This window comes from Streptomyces sp. NPDC029159 (genome assembly GCF_055564055.1).
In genome coordinates this window covers 794,658-807,252 of the sequence record NZ_JBVHWT010000001.1, presented here as the reverse complement: position 1 = coordinate 807,252, position 12,595 = coordinate 794,658, and the positions used below count along the sequence as shown (strand labels likewise).

At 72.0% G+C, this 12,595-nt stretch carries 10 protein-coding genes; 7 read left to right on the top strand and 3 right to left on the bottom strand.

Features of this window, described 5'->3' with window-relative positions:
• Positions 1 to 66 precede the first annotated feature (66 nt).
• Together ACZ4U4_RS03620 and ACZ4U4_RS03615 are read right to left on the bottom strand one after the other, a co-directional pair.
• On the bottom strand, positions 67 to 288 hold the full coding sequence (locus ACZ4U4_RS03620; RefSeq protein WP_467868786.1) for a hypothetical protein: 222 nt from the start codon (positions 286 to 288) through the stop codon (positions 67 to 69).
• A gap of 73 nt (positions 289 to 361) precedes the next feature.
• Entirely contained in the window at positions 362 to 2,677 is a 2,316-nt protein-coding gene (locus ACZ4U4_RS03615; RefSeq protein ID WP_467868785.1) for an N-6 DNA methylase, read from the bottom strand.
• A 1,462-nt stretch (positions 2,678 to 4,139) separates the two neighbouring features.
• Between ACZ4U4_RS03615 and ACZ4U4_RS03610 the strand changes: the two genes are divergently transcribed.
• From ACZ4U4_RS03610 to ACZ4U4_RS03585, 6 genes are all read left to right on the top strand, one after another.
• The gene (locus tag ACZ4U4_RS03610) at positions 4,140 to 4,541 is read left to right on the top strand and encodes a hypothetical protein (RefSeq protein WP_467868784.1); all 402 of its coding nucleotides are present in this window, start codon (positions 4,140 to 4,142) and stop codon (positions 4,539 to 4,541) included.
• Between the two features lie 143 nt (positions 4,542 to 4,684).
• Positions 4,685 to 5,821: a PLP-dependent cysteine synthase family protein gene (locus ACZ4U4_RS03605; protein ID WP_467868935.1), complete on the top strand. Its 1,137-nt coding sequence runs from the start codon at positions 4,685 to 4,687 to the stop codon at positions 5,819 to 5,821.
• The gene (locus tag ACZ4U4_RS03600; RefSeq protein ID WP_467868783.1) at positions 5,818 to 7,071 is read left to right on the top strand and encodes an MFS transporter; all 1,254 of its coding nucleotides are present in this window, start codon (positions 5,818 to 5,820) and stop codon (positions 7,069 to 7,071) included. Before ACZ4U4_RS03605 ends, ACZ4U4_RS03600 begins: the two co-directional genes overlap by 4 nt.
• 290 nt (positions 7,072 to 7,361) lie before the next feature.
• Positions 7,362 to 7,841 (top strand): hypothetical protein, encoded by a 480-nt coding sequence (locus ACZ4U4_RS03595; RefSeq protein WP_467868782.1) that lies wholly within the window; start codon positions 7,362 to 7,364, stop codon positions 7,839 to 7,841.
• A 104-nt stretch (positions 7,842 to 7,945) separates the two neighbouring features.
• Positions 7,946 to 9,586 carry a multicopper oxidase family protein gene (locus ACZ4U4_RS03590; protein ID WP_467868781.1) on the top strand — a complete coding sequence of 547 codons (1,641 nt, stop codon included), beginning with the start codon at positions 7,946 to 7,948 and terminating at the stop codon, positions 9,584 to 9,586.
• A gap of 224 nt (positions 9,587 to 9,810) precedes the next feature.
• Positions 9,811 to 10,767, top strand: coding sequence for an NAD-dependent epimerase/dehydratase family protein (locus tag ACZ4U4_RS03585; RefSeq protein ID WP_467868780.1), 957 nt, complete (start codon positions 9,811 to 9,813; stop codon positions 10,765 to 10,767).
• Positions 10,768 to 10,925: 158 nt separating this feature from the next.
• Here the strand turns inward: ACZ4U4_RS03585 and ACZ4U4_RS03580 are convergent, their stop codons facing one another.
• Positions 10,926 to 11,471: a DinB family protein gene (locus ACZ4U4_RS03580; RefSeq protein ID WP_467868779.1), complete on the bottom strand. Its 546-nt coding sequence runs from the start codon at positions 11,469 to 11,471 to the stop codon at positions 10,926 to 10,928.
• 148 nt (positions 11,472 to 11,619) lie between these two features.
• Between ACZ4U4_RS03580 and ACZ4U4_RS03575 the strand changes: the two genes are divergently transcribed.
• A complete protein-coding gene (locus tag ACZ4U4_RS03575) occupies positions 11,620 to 12,585 on the top strand; it encodes a helix-turn-helix transcriptional regulator (RefSeq protein ID WP_467868778.1) in 966 nt (321 codons plus the stop codon).
• Positions 12,586 to 12,595: the final 10 nt, after the last annotated feature.

Sequence of the window (12,595 nt, the reverse complement as noted above, 5' to 3'; positions counted from 1 at the left end):
GCCCTCAGGCCGATGGCCTGAGGGCCCCCGTGGACCGGGCTCAGCAGCGCAGATCGCCGCCCCAGCTCAGCCCTGCCGCTTGAGTTCGCGCACGGTCGCAGGAAGTGCGAGGCACAGAGCGAGCGAGGTCGCGAAGCCGCCTCCGCCTGCCAGAGCGGTATCGGTGGTGGCAGCTCCTGATCGGAGCACCAGCAGGCTCACGAAGAGGCCGACCACCATGGAACAGGCAACGTACAGCGCAAGCCACAGCTTCCAGGTGCGTCCGGAACGGGCTGTCGGTTCGGGCATGGACTCGATCCTTTCGGGGTCACGTACGAGAAGAGGGAGAGGCGGGTGGGGGAAATCAGTCGGTGGAAGGCCGTCACAGCGGCTCGGCCGAGCCGTGCAGCAGATGTTCGGCGAGTTCGGCACGCAGCCGGCCGAGTGCCTCGACGTACGAGACATGAGCCTCGATACGTTGACCGAGTTCGCCGAGGAGGTCCACGCACCGCCGCTGCTGCCCGATCGGCGGAAGACGCACGGGGAGGTGGCCCAGAGCGGCAGAGCTCAGCGAGGGAGCCGCCGTGGCTGCGGCGCGGTGAGACATCCACTCGCGGGCGTGCCGGAGACCGAGATAGGCGTGGAGGTACAGAGGGTCGACTTCGGCGTACTCGCGTACCCGCAGACGCATCACGTTCGAGCTCAGCAGCCATCCGGCCTGCGATCCGGAGACCAGCGCGGGTTGTTGCTGCGCTCCCGTACGGACACAGACGATGTCGTTCGGGAGCAACTCGAACTTCTTGAAGCGCTCGGCCGCATCCCACGGCACGCGATGGGGAGGCTCGTCCGCGATCTTCCCTCCGACGAGATCCTGCGGGAAGACGAGCGGAGTACCGATGCCCGCCGTGCGCGCCCCTGCCGGAAGGCGGGTATACGACGGGCCGGCCTGGATCTCGCACAGGTCATCAAGCACTGCCTCGTACCAGCCGCTGGACACCGAGCCCATGAGGTAGCCGTACTCCGCTCCCACCGCCCGCTGCTCCAGCAAGCGCAGCCTGTCCGTATGCCCTGCTACCTCGTCACTGGCTTCGCGCAGCCTGTCCTCCACGGGAGCAGCGCCGTAATTTCCGCCCCCCAGGTAATCGGCAGGGCGAAGCGAATACTCCTCGCCGACGATGTCCGTACGCGGCACGACGGCAGCCGAGAAGCCCCGGTCGGAAGCGCGCCCCGCGTACCCCTCGCCGTCCGGGCACTGCTCTCCGTCGAGCCACGGGCGGACCACTGCCGTGATCGCGTCCCGGTCCGTATCCCGCAGCACTCGCCGACGCCGGACTTTCTCGCCCAACTCCTGAGCATCGACGAACAGGATGTCTTCTCGCACCGGATGCGCGGCACGCCGCAGCAACCACAGGGAGACCGGCACAGGCGTAGCGGAGAACAGGTGGGACGGCAGCGTGATGACGCACTCCACAGCCCCCCTGCGGACAAGCGCGCGGCGGATCTCACGCTCGGCGGTGTTCACCGAATTGCCTGCCTTCACCGGCATGACCACCGCTGCTCGGCCGCCCGGTACCAGCGCATCGAGGACGTACTGCACCCAGGCGAAATTGTCATTGCCCCGTGGTGGTGGTCCGTATGGCCAGTTTCCCGTCCGGCGTCCGGGACCTGGTGTGTCGCTCATGTTGAACGGAGGGTTCGTCAGCACGACATCGGCACCATGCTCGCGATGGGGTGGCCATCGGTCGGACCGAGTGCTGGTCAGCTTCGGCCGCACGCCGAGGTGGAGAAGGTACAGACTCGCGACCGCCTGCAGCCGACCGTCGAGGGTCTCGCCGTACACAGTCCCGGACGCGTCTCCGATGTGCTGGTATGCAGCCGCCAGCATCTCTCCGCCCCTTGTGTAAGGGTCCAGCACCGTGGCCTTCTGCCCGGGAGTCAGCACCAGCGCCGCGGCCAACGAGGCCAAGCCCACCGGGCTACAGAACTCCGAGCTCTGCCGCCCTTCTCGGGCGCTGAACGAATCCCACACGAGCTGGAAAGCTCCAGCGCCCGTGTCTGCTGCCGTCCGTACTGCCGTGGTGAGGTCGTCCCAGCTTCGCGGTTCCAGTTGCAGCAAGCTGCTCCGCATATCGGTGCTGGCGCCATGCCGGCGCAGCGTGTCCTGGGCCATGTCACCGAGGGAGCGGAGCAGCCATTGTGCGTCTCGGGCGCCTTGACCTGCCGACATGGCGTCCTCGATACGGCGCCACTGCTCCGGCTCCGCATGCCGCACATACATCACGATGAGACAGAGATTCACGAAATCTGCCATCGTCGCCGGACCCCGGACCCGGTCCGCGAGCCTGTCCATCAGCTGATCGACGGCCTTCTTGTCCTCGGTCCCGCTGCGCTGAGCGCGGCCTACTGCAGCTTTGGGCTCCACGACCGGTCGATCGCCGCCGGCCCGGCCGAATCGATCGGCGTAGGTGGTTCCGGCCTGCTCCCCGTCGCGCAATTGCGGCTGTGGAACGGTGCGGTTCGCCAGCCACCGCGCGATCTCGGCCTCATGGAAGAGATCCGTATCGCCGGAGCGCACCGGGGCGGGAAAATCTCTGTGCCGCCGGGCCCAGTTCGACACGGTCGGGCGCCTGACGCCCACGCGGTCCGCGATCTGGGTTCGGGTAACAAGACCGGTCTGTTCATCATGTGCCAACTCCATCGTGCCTCCTGAAGGTTGCGCCTGTTGGGCTTCCGGCATGAGGACCGTACGGAGAAGCAGGCGTAAACACCAAGTGCGCATTCACGGTGCTCATGGAGTCGCGAGACACAACAGTGAGACATCGACCTCCCTACGCCCGTCGCCTGAGACAGGAAAACAAGGTAAACCGTGGTCAGAACGGTGCTGGCGACTGATCTTCACCGTAGATTCATTAGATATTGGGGTTAACAAAAATCTCTACTGTTGTGCACGGCACGCGATGAACAGGACCGTTGTCGGACCCCAAGCGCTGTGCGCCTCGCCACCTCAGCGCGCGGGTTCGCTTCCCGTCACCCGCTCCATGGCGACGTCACCCTCGGCGACGTACGGCTACGCGCCATGACGTCGCCCCGGGCGGCACCTCACCGGCATGCCCCGCCAACTGCCTGGCGGAAAGGAACGGTTGGCCGATCGACGCGTACCGCGGAGTAAAGAATGTGGTGGATACATACGACGTCGAGACGATGGGGCTATCAGTGGCAGACGTGAGCAGACCGGGCGTCTCTCCGCCTGGGCGGTCCGGGAAGTCGGGGAGTCGGGGCTCGATGGTCGGTCTCTTCTGGGTCGACGGTGGCGGCTGTTGGCTCGGCGCCTCACCGGTGAGGGAGGGGAGGGGATACGGCTGACGGACGAGGGCCTGGAGGTGGTCGGGGGATCGGGCACGGTCCTGGCCTGGTCACAGGTGAAGCGGGCCAGCGTGCCGAACGCCCCCGCCCGCTCGGCGTTCCGGCGTGGTCTGAGCAGGGCCATCGATATCGTCAGCGCGATGACGGGCTTCATCGATTTCGAGACACCACCGCTGATGACGGTGTGCGTCACGCAGGGCGACGGCGAACGTGAGCACCACGTTCCCACCGCCGCTCCGGCATACACGGAACGCGAGGTGGAGCTCTCCCACGTCCTCCTGGACCGCTTCGTGGCGGGTGAGGCGAGCCCGTCCCTGCTCAAGGAGTGGTGGCGGTCCGTCGACGGTTCCGCCGCCCTCAAGCCGGCGGAGCGCGAGTCGCTGCTGGAGCGGTGGTGCGGGCGTCGGGCCCGGCCCGGCGGGTGTGGCGGAAGGGACGATTCCCGGCCGCGTTCGCACCGGTTCGTACTGGCCCGAATTCCTGCCCTGGCCGCCCGGTACGGGGGCGACGGGCCGGGTGCGCATCTCCGGGGGCGGCATCCGCGCCCGTTTCCCGCACTGCGGCGAACCCGCAGGCCGGCGGTGTGGCAGGCGGTTCGGAACGCCTACGGAGCGCCTACGGATCACGCGCCGTTCGCCCCGCGTTCGCGGGTTCTTCGCGCCCGCCACCGCCTCGTGTCACCGGGCGGCCGCACCGGATCGCGCCGGGCCGCCGCCCCGGACCGCGAGATCCGGCAAGCGGGTCGGCCCTGCACCTTGGCGAATACTTTATGTAAGGGATCCGGTACGTTGAGCGATGTGATCTCTGGGGTGTTACGCGCCGTGCGGCGGCCCGTGGCCGGTCTGTTCGTGGTGCTCGCCGCCCTCGTCCATCTGCTCGGCTGTGCCCACGGCCCGGTGCCGGAGGCGGGGGCGCGGGTGGACTCCCTCACCGTGTCCGCCCGGTGGGCCGTGGACGCCGTGGCGCCCGCCGCCGACGCCGTGCACCGCTCCCCCGGGCCGGAGACGGGTCACTGCCCCGGGGCGGACGTACCCCCGCGGCTCCACCCCGGGCAGTCCCTGACCTTCCCCGACGCCGTCCCGGCCGAACCGGGCGGGCTGCCGTCCGTGGCGGGGCCGGCGGGGCGGCCGGCGCCGGCGATCGCGGGCACCCGGGCGCCGCCGCGGGAGCGGGCCGTGCTGGGAGTGTGGCGGATCTAGAAGGGGCCGCGTCGGCCGGGCGTGCGGTGTTCCGCGCGCGCCGGGCGACGACGCGCAGGCCACCCTTCTCTCCGGCCGTGTGCGGCCGTGCGCCGCGCCGGCCGGCCGTCGAAAAGAGAACGACGATGAACACCGTCAGTGCCATGACGTCTCCCTGCCCGCCCGCCGCGCTGCCGACCGTGTCCGCGCCGTCCGCGCGTACCCCCGCGGGGCTGGTCGGCAACACCCCGCTGATCTGGGTGGGCGAGCCGTTCACCGGCCCGGGACGCGGATTCTGGGCGAAGCTGGAGGGCGCGAACCCCGGCGGGATCAAGGACCGCACCGCCCTGCACATGGTGGGCGAGGCCCGCCGCCGCGGCACACTGCGCAGCGGCGCACCGATCGTGGAGTCCACCTCCGGCACCCTCGGCCTGGGCCTCGCGCTGGCCGGGATCACCTACGGGCACCCCGTACGGGTGGTGACCGACCCGGGCATGGAGCCCATGATGCGGGAGCTGCTGGCCGCCTACGGCGCCGAGGTCCACCTGGTGGACGCCCCGCATCCGGTCGGCGGCTGGCAGCAGGCCCGCCGCGAACGGGTCGCCGAGCTGCTGGCCGGCAGCCCCGGCGCCTGGTGCCCGGACCAGTACCACAACCCCGACAACGTGGCCGCGTACCGTCCGCTCGCCCATGAACTCGTCGCCCAACTGGGCCGGATCGACGCGCTGGTGGTGAGCGTCGGCACCGGCGGCCACTCCGCCGGGGTCGGTTCCGTCCTGCGGGAGTTCTTCCCCCGGCTGCGGATCGTCGGGGTGGACACCACCGGTTCCACGATCTTCGGGCAGCCCGCCGCACCCCGGCTGATGCGCGGGCTGGGCAGCAGCATCCATCCGGGGAACGTCGCCTACGACCTCTTCGACGAGGTCCACTGGGTGGCCGCCCCGGAGGCGGTGTGGGCGGCGCGCCGACTGGCCCGCTGCCACTACGCGACCGGCGGCTGGAGCGTCGGGGCGGTCGCCCTGACGGCGCGGTGGCTGGCGGCCGTCATGCCCGCCGAGTCACGGATCGCGGCGGTCTTCCCGGACGGTCCGCAGCGCTACACCGGCACCGTCTTCTCCGATCCGTACTGCCGTGAGCACGGGCTGCTGACCGCCGCGCCCCCGAGCGCGCCGCAGGAGATCGCCGACACCACCGAGCGCGTCGTCACCTCCTGGACGCGCTGCACCACGGTGACCGATCCGCTGGGCCGGGGCGCCGTACCGGCCGTCACCGCCCCGCACGCCACGGTGGTGGCGCCGTGAGGACGCTGCTGCGGACCATCCGGTCGTTCCCGCCGAGCGCCCAACTACTGATGGCCAATCAGTTCGCCATCAACCTCGCGTTCTACATGCTGATGCCGTACCTGGCCGCGCACCTCGCCGGCGAACTGGGGCTCGCCGCCTGGGCGGTGGGGCTGGTGCTGGGCGTGCGCAACCTCTCCCAGCAGGGGATGTTCCTCATCGGCGGCACCCTCGCCGACCGCTTCGGCTACAAGGTGCCGATCATGGCCGGATGCCTGCTGCGGACCGGCGGGTTCGCCCTGCTGGGCTGGGTGGACGCGCTGCCCGCGCTGGTCATCGCCTCGGCGGCGACCGGGTTCGCCGGGGCGCTGTTCAACCCGGCCGTCCGTGCGTACCTCGCGGCCGAGACCGGGGAGCGGCGGGTGGAGGGTTTCGCCGCCTTCAACGTCTGCTACCAGGGCGGCATGCTGCTCGGCCCGCTGGTCGGACTGGCGCTGCTGGCGGTGGACTTCCGGCTGGTGTGCACGGTGGCGGCCACGGTCTTCGCGGCGCTGACGGCGCTCCAGTGGCGGGCGCTGCCGCAGCGTCGCGGTGACGAACCGGACGCGGGCGCCGCACCGGAGGGCGTGCTGCGGCAGTGGCGGCAGGTCGCGGCCAACCGCCCGTTCCTGCTGTTCTCGCTGGCCATGATCGGTTCGTATGTGCTCACCTTCCAGGTCTATCTGGCGCTGCCGCTGGCCGCCGACGCCGCCCTGGGGTCGGCGGGGACGAAGGCCACCAGCGGGCTTTTCGTGATCTCCGCGGCGGTGGCGGTCTGCGGGCAGTTGCGGCTGACCGGCTGGGCCAGGAAGCGGTGGAGTTCACAGGGCGCGCTGATGCGCGGACTGGTGCTGATGGGCGCGGCGTTCCTGCCGCCGGCGTTCGCGGGCGACGCGCCCGCCGCGGTGCTCGCCGCGCTGGTGGCGGCGGTGGTGCTGCTGGCGGCGGCCGGTGCCGTGGTCTACCCGTTCGAGATGGAGACCGTCGTCTCGCTGTCCGGCAACCGCCTGGTCGCCACCCACTACGGCCTCTACAACACCGTCTCCGGGCTCGGTATCACCCTGGGGAACCTGGCCACCGGCGCCCTCTGGGACTGGGCGGCCCGCCACCACGCCCTGTGGCTGACCTGGGCCGCGCTGACCGCGACCGGTCTGGGCTGCGCCGCCGCCGTCGCGGCCCTGGCCCGTACGGGGCGGCTCGGCGCACCGGAGCCACGTCCGGTGACGGTCTGACGCCGGCCGTCCGCTGACGGTCCGCCCCAGGAGGTGCCCCCCGGCGGGGCGGGCCGTGCGCCTGCTCCGCCGCGGGGCGCCGGGCGGGTGCGGCCTGCGGGGGCGGGCGCGCGCCTGCGGGGGCTGTGCAGTGCAGGCCCCTCGGTGGCGCGTACCGCTCGGGCCGTGCCCGCGCCGCCCCAGGTCACCGGCCGGGCCCGCCCCGCGCCGCGCCCCGTTGTGCCGTCCGCATACCCCCTCCCGGTACGATCCGGGGGCTACGGGTCGGCGGACGTACGGGAGGTCGTGAAGTGGCCGGGCAGCGGAGAGGCACGACCCTGTGCGGTCGGCTGCTGCTCTTCGCCGCGCTGCTGTTCGGCATCATCGCCATGCACAGCCTCGGCCACTGCGCCGAGCACCCCGCCTCCCCCGCCGCCGGGGTCTCCGGCACGACCGCCTCCGCACACCACGGCGGAGGGCCGGAGCCGATGGCCATGAGCATGGGCACGGCCCTGAGCACGACCGCGGGCACGTCCTCCGCAACCGCTGTGGAGGACGACGGCCCCGCGCCCCGTGCGCACGCGCCCCTGCCCGTCGGCGGGGCCGACCCGGCGGCCGTCTGTCTGGCGGTGCTCGGGGCCGTCGCCCTCGTCACGCTCGGCGCGGCCTTCGCGCGCCGGGTGCCGGGCGGGGCGGTCGGCACGCTCGCCCAACTCCCGTACGCGCTGCGGCCGATCCCGCCGCCCCCGTACGGCATACTCCTCGCCCGTATCTCGGTGCTGCGCCTATAGGAGCGCGCCGCGCCGCCCCGGGGTGTCGTCATGACACGCCCCGGGTGCCGGCGCATGCGCGCGCTCCCGCATTTCCCGCACACCGATACGAGGTGCTTTCCCTGATGCGTACTCCCACCCGCCGTACCGCCCTCGGCGCCGGCATCGCTCTCGCCGGCGGTGGTCTGCTCGCCGCCTGTTCCGGATCCGGTTCGGACACCTCGGGCCGTGGCGCCGCCCGCGACTACATCGCCCCGGACGGCAAGGAGGTCGCCGCCGCCGAGGCCGCGCGCAAGCCCGGTGCCGTCCGCAAGGTGCAGCTCACTGCGACCCCGTCCACCCTGGACCTGGGCGGCCGCACCGTCCGCAGCTGGTCGTACGGCGACGCACTGCCCGGCAAGGAGATCCGGGTGACGGCCGGGGACACCCTGGAGGCCACCCTCGCCAACCATCTCCCGCAGGCCACCTCCGTCCACTGGCACGGTCTCGCGCTCCGTAACGACATGGACGGCACACCGGGGCTCTCGCAGGCGCCGGTGAAGGCGGGCGCGTCGTTCACCTATCGCTTCGCCGCCGCGCACCCCGGTACGTACTGGTTCCACCCCCACTCGGGCGTCCAGCAGGACCGCGGGCTGTATGCGCCGCTGATCGTCGAGGACCCCAAGGAGCCGCTGCGGTACGACAAGGAGTGGGTCGTCGTCCTCGACGACTGGGTCGACGGCGTGGACGGCAGCACGCCCGACGCGGTCCTCGCGGAACTGCGCAAGGGCATGGACGGCATGGACATGGACCATGGTGGCATGGATCACGGCGGCATGGAGATGGAGCACCAGGGCATGGACATGGGCCTGGGGCGCTCCGCCGACGCGGGTCGGGTGACCGGCGCGTCGCTCGCCAGCGGGGGCGCCGCCCGGAAGGGGCCCGGCGGCTCGTCCGGGCCCTCCCGGATGATGATGGGTGCGACCAGCGATCTGCTCGGCGGCGACGCCGGGGACGTCGCCTATCCGTACTACCTGGTCAACGGGCGTACGGCGGACGATCCGCAGACCTTCCGCGCCAAGCCCGGCGACCGGGTGCGTATCCGCTTCATCAACGCCGGTGGCGACACCGCCTTCCGCGTCGCCCTCGGCGGCCACCGGATGACCGTCACGCACACCGACGGCTTCCCCGTCGCCCACGCCGAGTCGGACGCGCTGCTGCTGGGCATGGGCGAGCGGTACGACGTGCTCGTCACCGTCAAGGACGGCGTCTTCCCGCTCACCGCGCTCGCCGAGGGCAAGAAGCAGAGCGCGCAGGCGCTGCTGCGGACCGGCTCGGGTGCGGCACCGAAGCCGACCGTGCGCCCGAAGGAGCTGGACGGCAAGCTGCTGCGGGCCGACCAGCTGACGGCCGACGCGTCGGTCCGTCTCCGCCCCGGCAAGCCGGACCGGACGATCGAGCTGCGGCTGACCGGCTCCATGGAGAAGTACGACTGGGCGATCAACGGCAAGCGCTACGACCCGGCGCGGCGCCACCCCGTCCGCGCGGGCGAGCGCGTCCGGCTCTCCTTCGTCAACACCACCACGATGTGGCATCCGATGCACCTGCACGGCCACACCTTCTCCCTCGGTACGTCGGGCCCCCGCAAGGACACCGCGATCGTGCTTCCCGGCCGCACCGTCCACGCCGACTTCGACGCCGACAACCCCGGCCTGTGGATGCTCCACTGCCACAACGTCTACCACTCGGAGTCGGGGATGATGACAGTGCTCGGATACCTGAAGTAGCCCTGAAATTATGAATGTTGACCCTTAGGGGGCGTGGGCGGGCCGTGGGCGTACCGGTCCGCCCACGGCCCCGGCGGGGCGCCGGGGCGGGTGGTCACGGCCGCGGGAGATGCGGCCACCGGGGCGGATGCGGTGGCCGAATTTCCTTCCCCTGAAAGGCTGTTACGGAGTCGGGCCTTCCCGATGGGGACCCGCCTGTCACACCCCGGCGTTACTGTTCCCGAGTGAGCATTCATGTCGTCATTGGGTACGGGCCCGCCGGGGCGGCCACTGCGCAGCTGCTCGTCGAGAAGGGCCATACGGTCAAGGTCGTCACCCGGACGGGACGCGGTGCGCAGGGCGGTCCGGACGGAATCGAGCACCTCGCGTGCGATGCGGCCGACACCGCGCGGCTGAAGGAGGCCGTGCGGGGCGCCGAGGTGATCCACCAGTGCGCCGCGCCGCCCTATCAGCGTTGGGGGCGGGAGTGGCCGGGGCTCGTCGCGTCGGTCTGTGCGGCGGCCGAGGACAGCGGCGCGATCCTCGTCATGCTGGGGAATCTGTACGGCTACGGGCCGGTCGAGGGGCCGCTGACCGAGGAGCTGCCGCTGGCGGCGACGGGCGTCAAGGGCCGGGTGCGGGCCGCCGGTTGGGAGCAGGCGAAGAAGCTGCACGACGCCGGGCGGATCCGGGCGGTCGAGGTGCGGGCGTCGGACTTCTTCGGCCCGGGTGTGACCGACGGCGGGCATCTGGCCGGGCGGGTGCTGCCGCGGCTGCTGGCCGCCAAGGCGGTCTCGGCGCTGGGCGATCCGGACGCGGAGCACAGCTGGAGCTATGTGCCCGATGTGGCGCGGGCGATGGTCGAGGTGGCGGGCGAGGAGCGATCCCTGGGCCGCGCCTGGCACGTGCCGACGTCGACCGCGCGCTCGGTCCGGGAGATGGTGGAGCGGCTGACCGGGCACGCCGGGACCGAGCCGGTCGAGGTGAAGAAGGTGCCGCCGTTCCTGCTGACGCTCGGGGGGCTGTTCTCCCCGATGCTCCGCGAACTGAAAGAGGTCCGGCACCAGTTCGACCGCGGTTTCGTCATGGACGCGAGCGCGTACGAAGCGGAGTTCACGGTCCGGCCCACGCCGATCGACGAGCAGATCGGGGCGACGGTCGACTGGTGGCGCAGCCGTTTGGAGCGCACCGGAGAGAAGTGACCCGGGGCGCCCCTGAGAGCGGATCGGGGGCGTCCCCGAGGAGCAGGTCAGGGGCGCCCGCCCGAAGGGTGCACGCCCCACAACGCCCCGGGCCCACACCATGGACGGTGTGGGCCCGGGGCGTTGCCGTGCGGACGTACGGGCGGACGGCTCCGCGCTCAGCCCATGGACTTCGAGCCGTCGAGCGTCTCGCGGATGATGTCGGCGTGCCCGGCGTGCTGGGCGGTCTCGGCGATGAGGTGGAGCACCACCCGGCGGACGGACCAGCGGGTGCCGGCCTCGAACCACGGCGCGTTCGGGAGCGGCTGGTCGACGCCGAGATCTGGCAGGGAGGCGACCAGTGCGTCGGTGTGGTCGGCCGCCTCGGCGTACGCGTCGAGGGCGCCGGCCAGCGTCTCGCCCGGCAGCATGCGGAAACTGTCGGCCCGCTTGGCCAAGTCGGCCTCGGTCAACTTCGTGAAGTCGGGCATCGCGGACGCGCCCTCGACGAGGAACCGCGTCCAGGCGCCCTCGACCGAGGTGAGGTGCTTGATCAGACCGCCGATACACAGTTCGCTCGCGGTCGGGGTCTGTCCGGCCTGCTCATCGGTGAGATCACGGGCGGTGAGGCGCAGGAAGTGACGCTGCTTGGCGAGGGCTTCCAGGAGGTCGGCGTGCTCCCCGGTGGCGGTCTGCTGGGTGGTGGCGTGCTGTGCGGCGGTCATCGTCGCGCCCTCCGTCTGTGGTCGTCCGGGCGAACCGTCAGGACGGCGCGTGCAGCCGCTCCGTCCGGGGCTCGTTCCCTCGGTCGTCGACCACGTTAGGAGCCATTGCGGCCACTTTCCGTCCGCATTGACGGGAAGAATCGCCGGCATGGCGAACACCAGCTCCCGGACCCTGCGGCTGCTCTCCCTCCTCCAGACCCACCGGTACTGGCCGGGTGCCGAGTTGGCCGAGCGGCTGGAGGTCTCCGCACGGACGCTGCGGCGGGACGTCGACCGGCTGCGGGAGCTGGGCTATCCGGTCGAGGCGCGGCGCGGTGTGGACGGCGGCTACCAGCTCGCGCCCGGGGCGGCGCTGCCGCCGCTGCTGATCGACGACGAGGAGGCGGTGGCGCTCGCCGTCGGCCTCCAGGCCGCGGCACAGGGCGCGGTCGAGGGCATCGCCGAGTCGTCGGTACGGGTGCTGGCCAAGGTGGTGCAGGTGATGCCGGGACGGCTGCGGCGGCGGGTGGAGGCGTTACGGGCGATGACGGTCCCGGCGCAGTGGGGCCCGGCCACGGCGGGAGTGGACCCGGAGGCGCTGACCACGGTGGCGCTCGCCTGCCGGGACAGCGAGGCGCTGCGTTTCTCGTACACCGCCGCCGACGGCCGCCGCTCCGAACGCCATGTCGAGCCGCACCGGTTGGTCTGTCCCGGGCGCCGTTGGTACCTCGTCGCGTACGACCTCGGGCGGCACGACTGGCGCAGCTTCCGGGTCGATCGGATGACCGGGCCGCGCAGTACCGGGGAGCGGTTCCGGCCACGCGAGCTGCCCGCCGAAGACGCCGCCGCGTTCGTCCGCGCCGGGCTGAGCAACCGCCCGGGCCCGCACCGGGCCGAGGCGGTGGTCGAGGCCCCGGCGGAGACGGTGCGGGCGCGGGTCGGGCGGTGGGGCACGGTCGAGGAGCTGGACGGCGGCCGGTGCCGGGTGGTGCTGACGGCGGATGCGCTGGAGTGGCCGGCGATGGTGCTGGGGACGCTCGGGGCGGACTTCCGGGTCGTGAGGCCGCCGGAACTCCAGGAGATGGTGCGGGAGTTGGGGGTGCGGTTCGGGAGGGCGGCGAGCGAAGAGGGGTGAGGCGGTGGTC